17 protein-coding genes and 4 pseudogenes are annotated in these 17,800 nt (G+C 62.9%); 13 read left to right on the top strand and 8 right to left on the bottom strand.

Annotated features, from left to right (window positions below; all coding sequences use genetic code 11):
• Positions 1–339: 339 nt before the first annotated feature.
• A complete protein-coding gene (locus IPG14_RS07285) occupies positions 340–465 on the bottom strand; it encodes a hypothetical protein (protein ID WP_343391362.1) in 126 nt (41 codons plus the stop codon).
• 491 nt (positions 466–956) lie between these two features.
• Between IPG14_RS07285 and IPG14_RS07280 the strand changes: the two genes are divergently transcribed.
• From IPG14_RS07280 to IPG14_RS07255, 6 genes and pseudogenes are all read left to right on the top strand, one after another.
• Positions 957–1,142: a hypothetical protein gene (locus IPG14_RS07280; RefSeq protein ID WP_343391361.1), complete on the top strand. Its 186-nt coding sequence runs from the start codon at positions 957–959 to the stop codon at positions 1,140–1,142.
• Between the two features lie 709 nt (positions 1,143–1,851).
• Positions 1,852–2,124, top strand: a complete 273-nt coding sequence (locus IPG14_RS07275; protein ID WP_343391360.1) for a hypothetical protein — start codon at positions 1,852–1,854, stop codon at positions 2,122–2,124.
• A gap of 821 nt (positions 2,125–2,945) precedes the next feature.
• A pseudogene (minD, locus tag IPG14_RS07270) lies at positions 2,946–3,730 on the top strand (septum site-determining protein MinD); the annotation flags it as partial.
• 17 nt (positions 3,731–3,747) lie between these two features.
• A pseudogene (minE, locus tag IPG14_RS07265) lies at positions 3,748–3,993 on the top strand (cell division topological specificity factor MinE); the annotation flags it as partial.
• A gap of 112 nt (positions 3,994–4,105) precedes the next feature.
• The gene (gene rodA / locus IPG14_RS07260; protein WP_343391359.1) at positions 4,106–5,191 is read left to right on the top strand and encodes a rod shape-determining protein RodA; all 1,086 of its coding nucleotides are present in this window, start codon (positions 4,106–4,108) and stop codon (positions 5,189–5,191) included.
• Positions 5,192–5,247: 56 nt separating this feature from the next.
• Positions 5,248–6,596: pseudogene (locus IPG14_RS07255) on the top strand (8-oxoguanine deaminase).
• Between the two features lie 327 nt (positions 6,597–6,923).
• On the opposite strand, the gene IPG14_RS07250 reads toward IPG14_RS07255, so the two are convergent.
• Positions 6,924–7,688, bottom strand: coding sequence for an ABC transporter permease (locus IPG14_RS07250; protein WP_343391358.1), 765 nt, complete (start codon positions 7,686–7,688; stop codon positions 6,924–6,926).
• On the opposite strand from IPG14_RS07250, the gene IPG14_RS07245 reads away from it, so the two are divergent.
• A complete protein-coding gene (locus tag IPG14_RS07245) occupies positions 7,675–7,950 on the top strand; it encodes a hypothetical protein (protein ID WP_343391357.1) in 276 nt (91 codons plus the stop codon). The genes IPG14_RS07250 and IPG14_RS07245 overlap by 14 nt on opposite strands.
• Here IPG14_RS07245 and IPG14_RS07240 read toward each other — a convergent pair.
• From IPG14_RS07240 to IPG14_RS07215, 6 genes are all read right to left on the bottom strand, one after another.
• Positions 7,934–8,599, bottom strand: a complete 666-nt coding sequence (locus IPG14_RS07240; protein WP_343391356.1) for a hypothetical protein — start codon at positions 8,597–8,599, stop codon at positions 7,934–7,936. The two genes, IPG14_RS07245 and IPG14_RS07240, sit on opposite strands and share 17 nt — an antisense overlap.
• Entirely contained in the window at positions 8,596–8,994 is a 399-nt protein-coding gene (locus tag IPG14_RS07235; RefSeq protein ID WP_343391355.1) for a hypothetical protein, read from the bottom strand. Before IPG14_RS07235 ends, IPG14_RS07240 begins: the two co-directional genes overlap by 4 nt.
• Positions 8,987–9,430 carry a hypothetical protein gene (locus tag IPG14_RS07230; RefSeq protein WP_343391354.1) on the bottom strand — a complete coding sequence of 148 codons (444 nt, stop codon included), beginning with the start codon at positions 9,428–9,430 and terminating at the stop codon, positions 8,987–8,989. The genes IPG14_RS07235 and IPG14_RS07230 overlap by 8 nt, the downstream gene beginning before the upstream one ends.
• The gene (locus IPG14_RS07225; RefSeq protein ID WP_343391353.1) at positions 9,427–10,452 is read right to left on the bottom strand and encodes an ATP-binding cassette domain-containing protein; all 1,026 of its coding nucleotides are present in this window, start codon (positions 10,450–10,452) and stop codon (positions 9,427–9,429) included. The genes IPG14_RS07230 and IPG14_RS07225 overlap by 4 nt, the downstream gene beginning before the upstream one ends.
• A gap of 130 nt (positions 10,453–10,582) precedes the next feature.
• Positions 10,583–11,308 carry a hypothetical protein gene (locus IPG14_RS07220; RefSeq protein ID WP_343391352.1) on the bottom strand — a complete coding sequence of 242 codons (726 nt, stop codon included), beginning with the start codon at positions 11,306–11,308 and terminating at the stop codon, positions 10,583–10,585.
• A complete protein-coding gene (locus IPG14_RS07215; RefSeq protein WP_343391351.1) occupies positions 11,190–11,582 on the bottom strand; it encodes a hypothetical protein in 393 nt (130 codons plus the stop codon). Before IPG14_RS07215 ends, IPG14_RS07220 begins: the two co-directional genes overlap by 119 nt.
• Positions 11,583–11,823: 241 nt before the next feature.
• Here IPG14_RS07215 and IPG14_RS07210 point away from each other — a divergent pair, with 241 nt between their 5' ends.
• From IPG14_RS07210 to IPG14_RS07185, 6 genes and pseudogenes are all read left to right on the top strand, one after another.
• Positions 11,824–12,615 carry an amidohydrolase family protein gene (locus IPG14_RS07210; RefSeq protein ID WP_343391350.1) on the top strand — a complete coding sequence of 264 codons (792 nt, stop codon included), beginning with the start codon at positions 11,824–11,826 and terminating at the stop codon, positions 12,613–12,615.
• On the top strand, positions 12,512–13,153 hold the full coding sequence (locus tag IPG14_RS07205) for an amidohydrolase family protein (protein ID WP_343391349.1): 642 nt from the start codon (positions 12,512–12,514) through the stop codon (positions 13,151–13,153). The genes IPG14_RS07210 and IPG14_RS07205 overlap by 104 nt, the downstream gene beginning before the upstream one ends.
• Positions 13,093–13,527 carry an adenine deaminase C-terminal domain-containing protein gene (locus tag IPG14_RS07200; protein WP_343391348.1) on the top strand — a complete coding sequence of 145 codons (435 nt, stop codon included), beginning with the start codon at positions 13,093–13,095 and terminating at the stop codon, positions 13,525–13,527. The genes IPG14_RS07205 and IPG14_RS07200 overlap by 61 nt, the downstream gene beginning before the upstream one ends.
• Positions 13,528–16,459: 2,932 nt before the next feature.
• Entirely contained in the window at positions 16,460–16,633 is a 174-nt protein-coding gene (locus IPG14_RS07195) for a hypothetical protein (RefSeq protein WP_343391347.1), read from the top strand.
• Between the two features lie 7 nt (positions 16,634–16,640).
• Positions 16,641–16,856 (top strand): hypothetical protein, encoded by a 216-nt coding sequence (locus IPG14_RS07190; protein WP_343391346.1) that lies wholly within the window; start codon positions 16,641–16,643, stop codon positions 16,854–16,856.
• 477 nt (positions 16,857–17,333) lie between these two features.
• Positions 17,334–17,800 (top strand): annotated as a pseudogene (locus IPG14_RS07185) (hypothetical protein); the annotation flags it as partial.

Below are 17,800 nucleotides of genomic sequence, written 5' to 3'. Positions count from 1 at the left end.
GCAATCATCAACGTGAACCAAATACAAGCAGCGAACACCGCACACTTTCTTTATCGCATCGTCATCCTCCCTGGCTTCATCGTGCTATTGGGCCAACTGTGGCGCTTGCAGATCAACCAGGGCGCTTATGCCACGCGCACGGGCCGATCAAAATCGCTTTCGTGAGGTGTCGGAGCCGGTTTGCGGTAGCGTCAATTCATATGACAGCCAGGGGCGCAATTCCTGGCACGCAACCGCCCGACGTTTGCCGTGGCTGTGGCGCCGGGCAGATTTGCCTGACGATGAAGACGCACTGACCGCTTGAATCCCAGCGCGTCGGATCTTGTTGACCATGCCGATTCAGGCCGTCATCACGCCGACGGCCACGGTGATGCCGGAGGCCACCGTGCCACCGACGCGGGCGTCGGTGCGGGGCCGTGCCACAGCGACGCCCAACGCGACCGCAACAGAGGTTGCATTCCGCACCCGCACCCGCATCGTTGTTAGTCTGCCGGTGTCCGCACGGAAGGTGGCAACTCCTGCCGCGCGGCGGGACGGGGATCGCCCAGGTGATACAGGCCGTTGAAAATGCGCGCCTGGGCAGCGCCTTTGCACCGGTCACGCTGGTGGTGAACCTGTCCGTTGAGACTGCCTTTGCGACCAGCGAAGGCGGCACACCTCGCCTGGCGTGGTCAGTATTGGGCCAGCGCCGAATCCCAATGGCCTGACCGGCGCGCTGACAGCCGATCTGATCGGCTAAGGGAGCAACAATTCCGGCCGAGCAAGCCGAGGCGCACGTGACAGGGGCTATGCAAGCAACGACTGGGTTGGCTATGCGGGGTATCGAGCGTTCGAGACCGAGATGGGCCAGGCCAGCCTGCGTGAGATCGAGGTGGATTTTGTCGCTGGGCGCGAGATTTCCACGATCGGCAAGCCTGCGCCGGCGGTGCCGGGCCACAACTCAGTTAATCATTGACATGGACTTGCAGCAGCGCGAGGTACGGGCGTTGCGCCGCGGCCTGGAAGCAGCCCATTCGTCATCCGGCGCGGTCAGCCATCAACCCTTGGTGAATGGCGCCGTGCTCGGTACGGTCAGCCTGCCGACGTACGATAACAACCTGTTTGCCGATGGCATTACAACCACGATACGCGACGCTCAGTAAAGATGCCAAACACTGCCCTCCTGAACCATGCCATCGTGGCATCTACCCGCCTGGCTCGACGTTCAAGACGGTGCTGATGGCCGGCGCGCCGTAAGAGGGCGCGTCAACATCGCGCACTCCGCTTGCGGGATACAACGGTATTCTGTGGTTGCTCAATAAATTCTAATCTGACGACTTCAGCAAGGCGCAACCATTTTACTGTTGCCGTAAGGGAGTGGAGAGCCATGGCGCAACCAATGGTGGTCAGCGCCGGCCGCTCCTGAGACGTCTTTTTCGCGTGGACAGGTCGGCGGCTTGCGTGATTTCCAGGGTCTCAACGCGACCGCAGGTCGACTACGCGCCTTTGGCTACGTGAGGTGACCGACATTGACCTGCCGGGCGAGCATCCGGCCTGATTCCCGAGCTATCAGTGGAAACGCCTCACCTATGGAAGGTTGGGTCAACTGGCGACACCTTACAATATGTCCATCGGCCAGCGCTTCGTTTTGGCAACCCCGCTGCAAGTGGCGAACGCAACGAGCCAGGGCTAATGGCGGCGCCTCCTACCGCCCTAGTTAGTGGTGAGAGTATAACGGCGCCGAGGGCGCGGTCGCCGGGAGATGCAGCCGGAAACGATCCGCACGCTGCCGGTCAAACCGGGAACACGTGGCCGTGGTGCGTGCGGGCAGCTGTTTGTGTCAACTGGGCAATGGCACCGCGACCAGGCGCAATGGCGTTGCGGTTGCAGTGGCTTGGCAAGACCGGGACGGCCGAGTTTTGTGACCCGGAGATCGGCTATGATGCCGAAGGTTTCCCTGCCGACGTACGCCTGGTCTTGGCCTTTGCCCCTTCGATAACCCGCAAACTGCGGTCGTTGCCTTTAATTTACAATGGCGGCGAAGGGTCCGCCGTGGCGGTGCCGGTGGTTTCGGAGATTTTGCAATACTTCTTTCAAGGTGCCGATGCCGCCCGGCAAACCCTACCAGCGGTTGCGCGAGATTGAGCGGCGCTGGGATCGTTCATGGTCAGCACATGGCAACCAGTAGCAGCGAACAGCTGGCCCAGACTCAGGTTCAGCAGCGGGCTGGCCATCACTCTGCCCACCGGAGACCTGGTCGCAGTGTTGGCCCAGCTTGCTGAGCGCCTGCAGGCGATGGGGTCTTTGTCGGCGGCGGGCGTGGCGGTGAGATTGGCGCCCGCGCGTTGAACGAGCCTGACATTGCAGATATCGGTCGCCCGCCGGAAGCCCAACAGGTGAGTTTATGGGCATTGTTGAGCGAGATCCGCCCACACGACAACTGGTTGCCAATCTCGGCCTGGCTGCCGATCTTCGCTTACCCGTTGCGTCATAACGGCAACGGTAACCGGCGCTGGCGGCGGTCCCGCCGCCTGGCGTCGAGCCGGTGCGCCAAGCGGCGAGGATTTCCGGCGCCGCTCGTGCATGGCAATTTGCGCGGCGGGCAGAGGCATCGAACATCCGGGCGCGGTGGATTGTGATGGGCGACGTCAACGTTGGCGCGCAGGTGGTGGCCGGCGGTGATGTGGTGATTTGGGGCCGCCTGCGGGAACCGTTCGTGCCGGCGCTGCGGGTAACTGAGCGGCCGTGGTCTGCGCGTGGTGAGTTACAGCCCCGCAACTGCGCATCGGCGATACGATTGGCCGCGCGCCTGACCCCATCGGCCAGCGCTGGCGTTTACCTGCGTTGCGGGCCGAGCCGGCCGGCCCCCGAAGCCGTACACGCCGGAAGCGATGGCGCGATTGTGGAACCCTGGGATCAAGTGAAGAGTTGGTGAAAGAAATAGCATGGAGCAACCGTCATAACCATTACCCTCCGGCAAGGGAGGCGTCGGCAAGACAAACCACCACGGCCAATTGGGCGTGGCACTCCGTACTGCAAGGCATGCGTGTCGCTGTCATTGACGCCGACATCGGTCTGCAATCTGGACGTCGTCCTCGGACTGGAGAACCGCCTGATCGTCTACGACCTGGTGGATGTGGTGGAGGGCCGCGCGCGCCTGCGCCAGGCCCTGATTCGCGACAAACGCCTGACCGAACTGTATCTGTTACCGGCCGCACAGACGCGTGACAAGAACGCAGTCTCCGAGAAACAGATGATCGCCCTGACCGACGAGATGCGCGCGGAGTTCGATTTCATCCTGGTTGATTCGCCTGCCGGCATCGAACAGGGCTACCGCAACGCGATTGCGCCGGCCGACCGCGTCATCATCGTCACCACGCCAGAGGTTTCAGCGGTCCGTGACGCCGATCATCATCGGCCTGATCGAAGCCGCACAGAAAGGCCCTGGCGACCTGCTTCTCAACCGCCTGAATCCAACGTTGGTGAAGCGCGGAGACATGTTGAGCGCCGACGATGTGATCGAGATTCTGTCCATCAACCTGCTCGGCATCATTCCTGAAGACCCCCAGATCGTCGTGACCACCAATCGGGGACAGCCAGCAGCCCTGAACGGTGATTCCCCGGCCGGGATGGCCTATCGCCACATTGCGCGGCGCGTCTTGGGAGAAGACGTACCGCTCATGCCGATGCGCGCGATCAAACCGGGCTGTTCGGTCGGCTGGCACGTTTCTTTGGGGGAAGTGGGCAGTAGATGTTAGGAGAAACGCCATGAACGTCATCGAACAACTGCGCAGATTCTTCAGCCCCGAACCTCCGAGCCGTGAGGTGGCCAAAGAGCGCCTCAAACTCGTCCTGGTGCATGACCGGCTGTCATTGTCGCCAGCGCTCATGCAGACCCTGAAGGATGAGTTGATCGCCGTCATCTCCAAATACGTCGCCATTGATCCGGCCGGGGTCGAGGTCACACTGAGTCAGTCGCGTTACGATCAGCGCCTGGTGGCCGATATTCCACTGGCGCCGCTGCCGCTGCCGCCGCCCGATGATCCTGCCGCGCCAACCGCGCCAGGCAGCCAGGACCGCGCCGCCGATCCAGGCCGGCCAGTCCGGTCCACAGGCAAACCACCTGATGGCGCGCGTCTGGCGTAACTTCGACTGGACGCTGCTCGGCATCACGCTGGTCATGCTGGTGATCGGCGTGGTCATGGTGCGCAGCGCCACGATCAACACACCGGGATTAGAGGACATGGTTCGCCGGCAAATCACCTTCTGCCTGGTCGGGCTGGTCATCCTCTTCGTCGCGGCCAGCGTGGATTACACGCTCGTCGCCACCGCGCCCACGCTGACCTATCTGATTTTGGTTGGCCTGCTGGCGTTGGTAGAGATCGTCGGCATGACGCAGGGCGGCGCACAGCGCTGGGTGGAAATTGGCCTCGCGGTGCAGCCGTCCGAGCTGGCCAAGATCCTGGTGGTGATCATTCTGGCACGCTTCCTGGCCGACCGTGAACAGGCGATCAGGCGCATCAGCACCTACCTCGGCGCGGTGCTCCTGCTGGCGCTGCCGCTGGTACTCATTTACCTGCAGCCGGACCTGGGTACGACGCTCTCCATCGCCTTTGCGGGCGGCGTCATGCTGCTCATCGCCGGGCTGCCGCTCATCTACGCGGCGCTGACCGGCGTGGCCGCCGCGGCCGTGGCGCCGCTGGCCTGGTTGTCCATGCAGGACTACATGCGCAACCGCATTCTGCTCTTTCTCAACCCGGCGGGCAACCCGGACGACTTCTACAACGTCAACCAGGCCCTCATCAGCATCGGCAACGGCGGCATCCTGGGGCAGGGGCTTTTCCACGGCAGTCAGAGTCAACTGCACTTCTTGCGCGTGCGCCACACCGACTTCATCTTTTCTGTCATCGCCGAAGAACTGGGCTTTGTGGGCGCGGTCATCGTACTCGTCCTATTCATTCTGCTGCTCCTGCGCCTGCTGCGCATCGCTGACCTGGCCCGCGATAGTTTTGGCCGCCTGCTGGTCATCGGCATGACCTCCATCATCTTCTTCCAGGCCGCGGTCAATATCGGCATGAACCTGAACCTGCTGCCTGTGACCGGCAAACCGCTGCCCTTCATCAGCTACGGAGGCAGCTCGCTGCTCATTTTCATGCTGAGCATCGGCCTGGCCGAAAGCGTAGCCATGCGCTATCGCAAACTGGAGTTTTAATCACGTGCCGTAAGCCTGTGGCTTGCGCAATCATGCCTGATTACCAGGAGACAACGATGTCAACACTTCTTTTGCAGCACGCTGACCTGCTGGTCACGATGGACGCGCAGCGGCGTCAGATCAAAGATGGTGCGCTTTTTGTGCGCGATCAGGCCATCGAGCAGGTGGGGCCGACGGCCAGCCTGCCCGCCAGCGCCGACACCGTCATCAACGCCCGCGGCATGATCGTGCTGCCGGGCCTCGTCAACACCCACCATCACCTCTATCAATCACTCACCCGCGCCCTGGCGCAGGACAGCGTTCTCTTCGCCTGGCTGAAGACCCTCTATCCCATCTGGGCGCGGCTGACGCCGGACGCGGTCTACCTGGGCGCCAAGCTGGGCCTGGCCGAGTTGATGCTCAGCGGCTGCACCACCAGCAGCGACCATCATTACCTGTGGCCGCACGGCAGCCGCATTGACGACGAAATCGAGGCCGCAGGGAGCTGGGCATCCGCTTCCACGCCAGCCGCGGCTCCATGTCGCTGGGCGAAAGCCAGGGCGGTCTGCCGCCCGATTCTGTGGTTGAAGATGAGGACGCTATCCTGGCCGACTGTCGCCGCGCCATCGAGACCTTTCACCAGCGTGAGCGCTTCGGCATGGTGCGCATCGTCGTCGCGCCCTGCTCACCCTTCTCCGTCACGCCTGATCTGATGCGCGAGAGCGCCGCGCTGGCGCGCAGCTACGGCGTCAGGCTGCACACGCATCTGGCCGAGACGAAGGATGAAGAGGAGTTCTGCCTGGCACGCTTTGGCCGGCGACCCGTTGCCTATGCCGAAGACCTGGGCTGGACCGGGCGCGATGTCTGGCATGCGCACTGCGTCCACCTGAGCGAGGCTGAGATTGACCTGTTTGTTCGCACCGGCACCGGCGCCGCACACTGTCCCAGCAGCAACATGCGCCTGGGGAGCGGCATTGCGCCCATTCGCCGCCTGCTCGATCGCGGCGCGTCCGTGGGCCTGGGCGTGGATGGCAGCGCCAGCAACGACGGCGCCCATCTCCTGGGCGAGGCACGGCAGGCCATGCTCCTGCAGCGCGTGCTGGGCAATCCGGCCGCGCTGACCGCGCAGGAGGCGCTCGAACTCGCCACCCTGGGCGGCGCGGCCGTCCTCGGTCGTGACGACATCGGTGCGCTCGCGCCCGGCATGGCCGCGGACTTCATCGGCCTGAACCTGAATCGCCTGGCCTACAGCGGCGCCCTGCACGATCCCCTGGCCGCCGTCCTCTTCTGCGCGCCGCAGCTGGTGGACATCAGCGTCATCAACGGCCGTGTGCGCGTCCAAGAGGGCCAGATCGTGGGTCTGGACGCGGCCGACCTGGTGGCGCGACACAGCGCCGCCAGTCGGCGGTTGCTGCGCGGAGATTAGAGATCGGAGACCGGAGACGCGGAGCGACCCCCCCACCCCCCGGGGCCCGGGGGGCGGGGCGGGGGGGGGGGGGGGGGGGGGGGGGGCGGGGGGAGGCGTGGGGGGGCGGGGGGGGGCAGCGGGGGGGCGCGGGGCCGGGGGCCGGGGGGGGGCCCGGGGCCGGGGCGGGGCCCCCCGCCCCCCCCCCCGCCCGGCCCCCCCCCTGGCGCCGCCCCCCCCCCCGCCCCCCTCCTCCCTCTTCCCCCCTCCCCCCTCCCTCCCCCCTTTTCCCTTCCCCCCCCCCCCCTTCCCTTTTGGCCTTTGTACTTTGTACTTTGTACTTCTGCCTCACTCCTGCTCGAACACCGTCCCCAGCGCGGCTGGGGGTGAGGTCTGCAGGGCGCGCAGGCTGCGCACGAGGATGCGGCGCAGGCCGTCCGGCAAGCGACCGAGGCTGCGCTGCAGCCACTCGGCGTTGCCCAGTGTGACCAGCACCAGGGTCAGGATCATCAGCGGGAAGGGCAGTGTGGGGAAGAGCTGCGTGGGCACGTTGGGCATGGCGCTCTGCAGGGTGTTGGCCAGGGTCTGCAGGGTGACGAAGGCGTACGCACCCACGGCCGCGCGCAGGGGCCGCCAGCCGCCAAAGATGACGATCGCCAGCGCAATCCAGCCCGTGCCTTCGATGCCGTAGGGCCGCGCCCAGCCTGGCTTGACCAGCAGGGAGAACGCGGCGCCACCCAACCCCACCAACGCGCCGCCCGCCAGGGTGTAGACGTAGCGCATGCGGGTCACATTGACGCCACGCGCAAACGCGGCCGCGGGCCGTTCACCCAGCCCTTGCAGCTTCAGGCCGGGCTGCGTCTTGTTCATGTAGAACCAAACCAGGAAGATCGCCAGCAGACTCAGATAGACCATCGGGTCCTGATCGAAGAAGATGCGGCCGACGACCGGCAGGCTGACCAGGCCGGGGATGGGCAGGTGCTGCACCTGTGGGCCGGGCACGCGCGTGTATGCGTTGCCCAGCACATAGGCCAGGTCACGCGTGAGCAGGGTCAGAATGAAGCCGGTGGCAACCTGGGGCTGATGCAGGGTCAGGCTGATGACGGCAATCACCCCGGCCACCAGCGCCGACGAGCAGGGCCGCGACCATGCCGAGCAGCAGGCTGCCGCTGGTCGTCGCGACGATGAACGCGGTCATGGCCGACAGCAGGATCGAGCCATCGAGCGACAGGTTGATGACGCCCGCCTTTTCGGTGATGGTCTCGCCCAACACAGCGAAGATGATCGGCGCGCCGCGGCTAACACCGAGGCCAAAAGAATGACGATGTCCATGGTCGTTGTCCCCGTCAAGGCTGGTTCTACGATTTACGCTTGAAGAGCCGCGCTTGCAGGCCCTGCGTGATGAGCACTGAGAGCACAAGCAGGCCCTGGATGACCCCGCCGAGGGAGGAGTCGAGCTGGCGCTGCAAGGCGAGCTGCAGGCTGCCCATGGCGATGGCGGCAAAAAAGACCGAGATGGGCACGCTCCACGCCGCGCTGAGGTTGGCCAGCAGTACGACCAGGATCGCCAGAAAGCCATAGCCGCCGGAAATCAGCGGGAAGAGGTTGTGCCGGGCGCTGGTACCGACGATCAACACCCAGCCGGCCAGGCCAGCGAGCGCGCCGCAGATGGCAAAGGCCAACAGCATGTGGCGGTCGGTGGAGACGCCCAGGGTGTAGGCGGCGCGCACGTTCTTGCCGATGGCCTTGAGCCGCAGGCCGAAGTAGGTGCCGCGCAGCGCAACGCCGACCACCGCAATTGCCGCCAGGGCCAGGAGAATTTCCACCGGGCTGACCTGGAAACCGGGAAAGGCCGGCAACCACAACGATGGCGGAAATGGTTCGGTGCCGCTGGTGGAGCCGATGCCCGGGCGCTTCCAGGGACCGAGCACGAGGTAGACGGTGAGGCTGCCGGCGATGAAGTTCAACCCCAGGCCGCCAAAGATCTCGTTGACATTGCCGTAGCGCTTGAGCAGGCCCGTCAACACCCCCCACAGCGCGCCGCCCAGCGCCGCTCCAGCGCGGCCGCGATCAGCGTCAGGGCAGGCGGCAGGCTGGGCTGCAACCAACGCAGGACGCCAGTGGCGAAGATCGCTCCCAGCACCACCTGGCCTTCGATGCCGATGTTCCACAGGCCCGCGGCGAAGGTGACTAAGAGGCCGGCCGCGCACAAGAGCACCGGCGCCCACGCAGTCAGGACATAGGCCAGGCGCGCGGAGGAGCCAAACGCCCCGTTGATGATCAAGCCAAAGGCATCGAGCGGCGACGCGCCGATGGCGAGCAGGATCAGGGCAGAGAGCGCCAGGGCCGCCAGCATGCCACCGACGCGTAAAGCCCATTCTGCCAGGCTGGTGCCCGGCCGCGAAAGTGTGTCACGCAAAGCCCTTCCCTCCTATCAGTTCCCCCAACTGCTCCACCGTGGTCAGGCGGGAATCGAGCGGTCCCACCACGCGCCCGCCAAAAAACACCAGGAGATGATCGCTGCGGTCCAGCAGTTCATCCAGGTCGGCCGAGGCGAAGACGATCGCCATGCCCGCGCGCGTGCGCTCCTGCAGCAGCCCCCAGATGTATTCGATGGATTCCATGTCCAGGCCGCGCGTGGGCTGCTCCATCAGCAGCAGGCGCAGATTGGGCGGCAGCAGGCCAAGCAGCGTGCGCTGCTGATTGCCGCCCGACAGCGCCTCGACCGTGCTGGCCGGCACCCCCTTGATGTTGAACTGCTTGATGCGCGCGGCGGCCGTCTGGCCGGCCTGCACCCAGTTGACCAGGAATGGCTGCTTTCGTTCGGCCAGGGCCACATGCTCGGTCACGGTCAAGCCGGCCACCAGTCCCTCGGCCAGGCGATTGGCCGGCACGTAGGCGACCCCGCTTGCAAATAGACCCGATACGCACGGTTGGTCATGTCCTGGCTGCCGATGCGGATGTGCCCGGCGGTGGGGCGCAGCAGGCCGCCCAGGGCTTGCAGGAGCAGCCGCTGGCCGCTGCCCTCCAGCCTGGCCAGGCCGATCACCTGCCCGGCCAGCAGTTCGAGCGACAGGTCGTTGACTTCCAGGCGCCAGTCGCTGACCGTCACGCGATCCAGCGTCACGATTGGATCGCCCAGCGGCAGCGCCTCGCGCTTCTTGAAGGTGATGACCTGACCAAACATCATCTGCACCAGCCGCTCCGTGGGGCAGGGCATGGTCGCCTCGCCTGTCAGCTTGCCCCGCGCCATCACCGACACCTGTGTACACAGGTCTTCCACTTCTTCCAGCTTATGCGAGACGAAGATCACCGTCTTGCCCTGCGCGGCCAGCTTGCGCAGCGCGGCGAAGAGCTTGGCCCTCTGCTGCGCGGAGATGGCGGTGGTCGGCTCGTCCAGGATGAGTACGCGCACGCCCAGCCAGAGCAGGCGTGCAATCTCGAGCTGCTGGCGTTCACCGATGCTCAGGCTGGCGACCTGCGCGTCGGGATCAATCTTGAAGTCGAATTGGGTGCAGAGGTCTTGCAGAGCCTGGCGCGCGCGGGCCTGGTCAGGCAAGATGCCGCCCGGGCTGCCCACGAGCAGGTTGTCGAGCACGCGCAGGGCCGGGAAATCGAGCGGGTCCTGGTGCAGCATGCCCACGCCCAGGCGCACCGCCTCGGCGGGTGAGGTCAAGGCCACCACGCGGCCGTCGAGCACGATCTCACCGCTGTCTGCAAAGATGAAGCCGGTCAGCACCTTCATGAGCGTGCTCTTGCCCGCGCCATTTTCGCCGAGAATGCCGTGGATGGTGCCCGGTTCGATGAGCAGGCTGATGCCGTCGTTGGCGCGCACCGGCCCGAAGTGTTTATGGATGTTGCGGAGTTCAACTTTCACAGCAGCGGCACCCGATCTGGGAGGTCATGAGGAAGGCTGAACGAGGAGTATCTCGTCCGCTGCGGGCGGGGGTTGGGCTGAGAGTTCAACCTTGCCTGGGCGAAGGCCAGGCAAGGTTGAAAAAAAGCACTTACCTGCTGGGGCCTTCCATGCCCTGGAGCAGCTGCGACAGGTACCACACCTGGAGGTCGGTGGCTGCCTCGCCATCCTTCAGGAAGGGCGAGCCGTCCTGGAAGTTGAGCGGCCCCTTGAACAGGGCGATGGAGCCATCGGCCAGGCCCTTGATGAACTTGTCCACGTTGGCTGCCGCGTCCGCGCTCAGCCCCTTGCCCTTGACGAAGCCGACGGCACTGCTGTCCGCGTTGTTGATGTCGGTCCAGTCCGGCGCGTTCCAGTCCCAATACTGCGCCCACTTACCATCCATCACCATCTGCACGGCCTTGATGTAGGACGGGCCCCAGTTGAAGTACGGCACGCCCAGGCAGATCGTCTCAGCTTCTTTGCAGGCGTCCTCGTAGTCGTAGGGTATGGTCCAGACCTTCTTGCCGGCCTGCGCCATCTTGCCGCCCTCGACCAGCGCCTCCGTGGTGTCAATGCCGGAGAGGACCACATCGTAGCCGTTGTTGTAGAAGTCGTCTGCCACCTTGGTGGGGTCGAGCGTCTGGCCAGGGATGTTGAACCAGAAGCCGATCCAGGTCACCTTGAAGCTGAGCGCCGCGGCGTCCTTCTTCGCGACTTCAGTCCAGCAGTAGCGGGCGCCCAGGTACGCCGAAGCGGTCAGGCGCCGCGTCTCGTCGTTGATCAGGGGGCCGAGATAGCCGATCTTGCCGGTCTGCGAAGTCAGCGGCGGCCGCACAGCCTGCGATCATCTTGCCGTACTCCATGCGACCCATGAAATTGCTCAGGTTCTTGGGCGCCTTGAAGTCCTTGCCATCTTTCCAGGCATGGTCACCGGAGACGTTGACAATCGGCAGGTCCGGATGCTTGATGGCGGCTTCGAGGGTGCCGTCCTTGAAATCGTCTGAGGTGGTGAAGACGATCTTGACGCCCTGTCCCACCAGGTCATCCACCAACTGCGGCACGGTGACGCCGGGCTTGGCGCCGGGATTGACGTTGTCTACGTAAACCATCTTGGCGCCGGGGATTTTCGATTCGATGTACTTACCGGCCTGGTAGTGGGCCTCGCTCCAACCATGATCGTTATACGGGCCAACCAGAATCAGGCCAAATTTGAACTCGGTGGCGGCCGGCGCCCAAGAAATGCAGGGGAGTAGACTCCAGATGCAGAGAGATTATAACATAGGGCAGATGATTCTCAAATTTCGATTTGGAGAGCGTCAATTGATATAATCAAGATAGGAGGATTGAATCATGAACATGCAAGAACGATTGGCGGCGGCGCGGGATGTGAGGCTGACCTGGTGTTGCGCCATGCGCCTGATCAATGTGTTCTCCGGCGCGATCGAAGAGACCGACATTGTGATCGCCGGCGAAAACGTGGTGGGCTTTGGCGGCGGCTACCCGGCGCGGGAGGTGCACGACCTGGATGGCGCGTTCGTGGCGCCCGGCCTGGTTGACGCCCACGTGCACATCGAAAGTTCGCTCTGCACCGTGCCTCAATTTGCGCGCGCGGTGGTGCCGCGTGGCACCACCACCGTCGTCACCGACCCGCATGAGATCGCCAACGTCCTGGGGCTGGACGGCATCCGCTATATGCTGGAGACGGCCAAATACGGCCCGCTGACGGTTTATGTCAACGTTCCGTCGTGCGTACCGGCCACGCACATGGAGACCACCGGCGCGCACCTGGAGGCGGAGGACATTGCCGATCTGCGGCACAACCCCTGGGTGCTCGGCCTGGCCGGAGGTGATGAACTATCCCGGCGTCATCAACGGCGACGAAGGCGTGCTGGCAAAACTGGCTGCGTTTCATGGCCGGCCGGTGGATGGACACGCCCCGGGGTCACGGCCGCCAACTCAACGCCTATGCCAGCGCCGGCATCGGCTCGGATCATGAGTGTACCACGGTGGATGAAGCGATGGAGAAGCTGCGCCGGGCATGGTCATTTTCATCCGCGAGGCCACCAATGCCCACAACCTGCAGACGCTGCTGCCGCTCATTACCCCTGCCACCAGCCGGCGCATCTGCTTTTGCACGGATGACCGCCAGCCCGCGGATCTGCTTGACCTGGGCGGCATTGATTACATGGTGCGCACCGCCATGCAGGGCGGCATCCCGCCCGTCACGGCGATTCAAATGGCAACCCTCAATCCAAGCGAATGGTTTGGTTTGCGTGACCGCGGCGCGGTGGCGCCAGGGCGTGTGGCTGACTTGATTGTCTTTGAGTCACTGGCCGATTTCAGGGTCAAGCGCGTCTACCGCGCCGGGCAGGTGGCGGCAGAAGAGGGGCGCTTGCTGCCGTGGCCGGGCAGCGCCAGGCAGCGCCAACCACGCGTGCGCAGCTCCATGAATGTGGATTGGGACAGCCTGGACTTTGCCATTCCGGCCGCCGGCCGCGCCGTGCGCGTGATTGGCGCGATCGAGGATCAACTAATCACCGAGCACCTGATCGAACCGCCCACGCTGCGTGACGGGCTGGCCGTGGCGGATCCAGGCGCGATCTGCTCAAAATGGCGGTCATGGAACGGCATCAGAACAGCGGGCATGTGGGCAAAGGCTTCATCAAGCGTTTTGGCTTGACCCGCGGTGCGCTGGCTGGCACGGTCGCGCACGATCACCACAACCTGGTCGTGATTGGCGCGGATGACCGCAGCATGATGACGGCGGCGCGCGCGGTGGGTGCGATGCGCGGCGGTCTGGTCGTGGCGGAAGGCGACCAGGTCTTGGCGCAGCTGCCGCTCCCCGTGGCTGGCCTGATGTCCGACCAGCCCATCGAGGCGGTGCGCGGCGGCTATGACGATCTGCTGAGGGCCGCGCACGCGTTGGCGCGCCATGCACGACCCCTTCATGGCGATGAGCTTCTCCGCCCTGGAGGTGATTCCCGCACCTCGCTGACCGATCTCGGCCTGGTGGACGTGGACGAGTTCAAGCTGTTGCCGTTGTGGGTGGCGTGAAGTCGCCGGCAGTCAGGAAAATGACCCTGACCCATCCGTTTCGATTGCTGCACGAGAGTCCGTGGTCATGTTACGCCGGTCTTCTACTTTCTCTTTTCTATCTTCTACTTTCTCTTTTCTATCTTCTACTTTCTCTTTTCTATCTTCTACTTTCTCTCCCCTCTCCTCCCGACATTCTGCTCGCGGCCGGCTCGCGCCGCGCCTGTCGTCGTTGGTTCATCTGCTGGTGGTATTCAGCGTTCCAGTATTGGGCGTGCTCGCAGTCGCCTGCGCGGAGCAGAGCCGTGGGAGAGGCGAAATGTGGTTGGTTCCGCGGCTGGTTTCCAGATTCCAATCAATGGCTATTGATGGGCGACCATTTAGGAGGTGCTGAACAGTGACACAGGCGAGGCCCGCAGGATCACGCCCGAAGGTGAAACCGTGACCGACGCTGCCGTGTCGCCAGACGGGGAAAGCCGTTACCTGCACGATCATTCAGGGTGACAGGCTGAAGATTATCGACACAGCTGGCAACCTACGCCGCGAGATACTCGCCCCTTCATCCAAACCTGGTGATAGACCAGAAGGTATCACTTGGTCGCCTGACGGACTGCTCATCGCTTATGTCTGGGATCAAACTGTCATTCAGTTTAACAGCTTTGGCCCCTCTGGGTGGAGAAACTCAAACAGGTGACCCACGGCAATAGCTCAGCCCTGATAAAATGTTTGACGGTTTCCCCATTTGGGATGCACAGAGTCATCAGGTCAGCTGTTGTCCGACAGGAGAATATGGAAGACCGGTCAGCGGACTTCGATCTGAGCAAATTAATCAGCAACCTGTGGATTGTAGGCGCGGACACGCAAGAATGGCGTCAGTTGACCCTCAATGGTCAAGGGGCTTGGTCGCCGATTTGGACGCCGGATGGCTCAGCGGTGGTGTTCATGTCGAATATGGAGTAACCAACTTAACAGCTGGCTAATCAACGTCGACGGCTACGTAGCTTACAACAGGTTGACCTTCGACAGTCCAATAATGCCTCGCACCCTGAGCGTGATACCGTAGGGGGTCTCGAAAATGAAACACACGTCTCGCCTCGCAGTTTTCTGTTTGTTGGTCGTTGCTGTGATCGTTATCTCTGTGCAATCGCCGCAGGTGGCTCAGTCTCAAGGAGGAGTGAACCTCCTTCTCCTTTCCGAAGCGCGACGTTTGCTATCACGTCTTACTTTGACCATACTCATCCTGATGTACTCTATAACACCATCGACGACGAGATAGCGACTATACCACTGAACGAGGTTGCGTTCCAATAACTGCTTTGTTTGTTTCTGATCAAGGGACCGTACGGGTTTGCGGATATTACACGGTTCTTCAAGACGCTTCTTAACTGTGGCGCAACTGGCGGACGTTCCTATCTACTACGATATGCACCGGCCATTGATTACGGCTTTCCATGAGACAACACGCAATCGCCGCCACTGCGCCCGGTACAACTTATCGGCACAATCCTCGGCTCCGCTGTTGTCGATTGAAGCCATGGGAGTGATTATTGGACCAAGATACGGTCCACGTCGATCCCAATTCTCGGATTTGGTGACGGTACTCCGGGTCATACGTGGGCAACAGATTGCGCTCAGTAACAACACGGGTACAGGGCCGCCCATCTGCACTACGAAACCCGATACAGCGGCGAAAATAGCACCGTATTCGATCCTTACGGCTGGCGGGGACTTGGTTCACTGACCCCTGGAACCAACCACCTGGGCATACCAGATCTTGGTGGCGCAGCGGCGACCTGTTCAATGGGCTACCGTGATCAAAACCGCAACACTCAAGGCCCTTATCGACTCACCGGCGTGATGGAGGAACAATGGTACGATCTGAACGGCTTGCCGGGTTCGCCCATTGGTAATCGAGGGTAGCAACAATTGTCCTGGCAGCTACGGCGGCTGCCAGTTTTCTAGAGAGAGGGATCTCCGCTGGGATTACATCAACAATGTGACCCTCTATAGACGACGCCTCAACAGTGGTCAGTCAAGTGTTCTATTTTCAGACGAGTAACTGGAATACAACTCTCTCCATCCAGAATATCGGCGGCGTTTCGGCTCAGGTCAGCGTTATCTTTGTGGAAAATGGCCGTGTGATTGACTCGCATGCGTATTTAACATGTCCAGCAGCTCCACCTGGATACTGAGCGCACAACATGCACTTCAAGATGTGACCAGTAACTTTGCGGGCGCCGCTGAAGTGTATTCCAACCAAAGCGTTTCAGATCACTGTGGCCCATCAACCTGCATTCAGCAATACGTTCGTGTCAACGATTATGAACAATTACTGATTGAGTAGTTGGCATGGGCATATGGGACGGATCGGGCGCGGACCAGGAATCGCTCGGCACAATGTCCCACCTTTCGTGTCGAACATTTAGACGGGAAGCGGGGATGAGAGAGTGGGTACGATGCGACCAACCCGACGCTGCGGTTCAGCTACACCCACTAGGAACGTCATCGCCGTACTGGGTGAAACAGGAGCAGAAGGAGGAGACGGTCGAGCTACCTGGAGAGTCACCTTCTACGATGGGATGAGCCGCGTGGTGCAGACTGAGCCGAGGCGGCGGACAGCAACCAGAGCATCCTCGTCAACACGCAGTACCAGCCGTTGGGAGTGTTGCGAGCGAGCGTACACTACACCGTCACGGGCAGTCTGGGTGGGTATCGGACGCCGGACTGGAATCAAAGACTAAGACGCAAACGACCTACGATGCGCTAGACCGCGTGATGCAGGTGACCAGCCGGACAGGACGATGGTCAAGAGCACTACCAGAACCGGCAGACGGCGATGCTGGATGCGCTGAATCGGCAGACGGATCTCGGGGACCGAGTGCGGTGGGGCAACTGTACCGGGTGCAACAGTACCTGGCCCACGGTCAATGAACCGCCCGGCGCGAGCGCGACGTTGCGTGCGCACTCCGTCTACACCTACACGGTGAGCGACCAGCTCGAGCAGATGACCGGGCCGGATGAGGCGTCAACCGCGATGACTTACGATCTGTTGGGCCGCAAGACGAGCATGAACGGTCGGACATGGAAGCGTGGCAATATCTCTACGATTCGGCGGGCAACCTGGTGAAACAGCGATGCGCGCTACCAGGCGATCTCGCTTCTACTACGACGGCCACAATCGGCTGGTGGGCAAGACCTATCATGCAGGCATCAACAACCTGGACACCCTGACGTGCAGCGGGGCTTATGCCGTCGGCTTCAGCTACGACAACGCGGCGAACGGCAACCTGGGCGGAGGGCCGACGCACGGGCATGAACGATCCATCGGGCAGCAGCGCCTGGGCCTATGATCTGCGCGGCCGGGTGATCACCGGGCCCCAGGTGATCAGCGGTAGAGGCAACGCCTTCGTGACGGCCTGGTGGTATGACTCAGCCGACCGGCCGCTGTGGCAAAAATATCCCGGCGGCATTAGCGCAGGCCAGATTGGCGAGCAGATGAATTTCACCTACACCGCAGGGGGTTGCTGCGCCAAGTGCGGAGCAACGGCAGCTTACTATGTGGGCGAGACGCTCTACAGCGTTGGGCCAGGTGACGGAACGCTGGGCTGGGCAGCACGACGGGAGTGGTGCAACGGCTCTACACCTACACCGCGCCGAGAACTTCCGGCTGGTGACGCTGAAGATCGGCAACCGTCCCCTGCACCAACCTGCAGAACATCAACTACACCTAGGATGACGTCGGCAACGTGTTGAGCGTCATTGACATCTCAGCCTACAGCGGCCCTCCGCCAACGCCGTCAGCCACCGGGACCAGAGCTTCAGCTACGATGCGCTGTCAACAGGCTGCGCAGGCCAGTGGCGCCACGAAGTACGGCGGTTGCAGCCAGAAGAACTACGGCTACAACGCCATCGGCAACCTGACCCACTTCGAGAGCACGACGCAGAATCGGTACGATGCAAAGGCGCGGAACGCACAAGCGTACGGTGACGCACATCGGCGGCACGGCGCCAGGCAACCAGAAATGCTGGTACGACGCCAACGGCAACGCCCGCAGCGCGTCAACGGCATCCAGGACATCACGCTGAGTTACGATGCTGAGAACCGGCTGACAGCCATGAGCCCGGCGAGTGTCACGTCGAGCTACGTCTACGACGGGGACGGGAAGCGGAGTCAAGGGGACGGCCGGCAGCGCAACGACAGTCTACATCGGGGAACACCTTCAGTGGACGGGCAGCACGGCCACGATGAAGAAGTATTACTACGCCGGCGGTGCGGGTCGCCATGCGCACGGGG

The sequence above is a fragment of the Candidatus Amarobacter glycogenicus genome, assembly GCF_016704105.1.
GTDB classification, from domain to species: Bacteria; Chloroflexota; Dehalococcoidia; order Tepidiformales; family Tepidiformaceae; genus Amarobacter; species Amarobacter glycogenicus.
This window is presented reverse-complemented; position numbering and strand designations above follow the sequence as displayed.

What these genes read in the sequence shown, in the direction of transcription:
- IPG14_RS07190 (WP_343391346.1), top strand. Translation starts at nt 16,641, where the DNA reads ATGCGCGCTACCAGGCGATCTCGCTTCTACTACGACGGCCACAATCGG.
- IPG14_RS07280 (WP_343391361.1), top strand. Translation starts at nt 957, where the DNA reads ATGGACTTGCAGCAGCGCGAGGTACGGGCGTTGCGCCGCGGCCTGGAA.
- IPG14_RS07205 (WP_343391349.1), top strand. Translation starts at nt 12,512, where the DNA reads ATGGTCATTTTCATCCGCGAGGCCACCAATGCCCACAACCTGCAGACG.
- IPG14_RS07200 (WP_343391348.1), top strand. Translation starts at nt 13,093, where the DNA reads ATGGAACGGCATCAGAACAGCGGGCATGTGGGCAAAGGCTTCATCAAG.
- IPG14_RS07245 (WP_343391357.1), top strand. Translation starts at nt 7,675, where the DNA reads ATGACGGCAATCACCCCGGCCACCAGCGCCGACGAGCAGGGCCGCGAC.
- IPG14_RS07210 (WP_343391350.1), top strand. Translation starts at nt 11,824, where the DNA reads ATGAACATGCAAGAACGATTGGCGGCGGCGCGGGATGTGAGGCTGACC.
- IPG14_RS07215 (WP_343391351.1), bottom strand. Translation starts at nt 11,582, where the DNA reads ATGGTTTACGTAGACAACGTCAATCCCGGCGCCAAGCCCGGCGTCACC.
- IPG14_RS07275 (WP_343391360.1), top strand. Translation starts at nt 1,852, where the DNA reads ATGGCGTTGCGGTTGCAGTGGCTTGGCAAGACCGGGACGGCCGAGTTT.
- rodA (WP_343391359.1), top strand. Translation starts at nt 4,106, where the DNA reads ATGGCGCGCGTCTGGCGTAACTTCGACTGGACGCTGCTCGGCATCACG.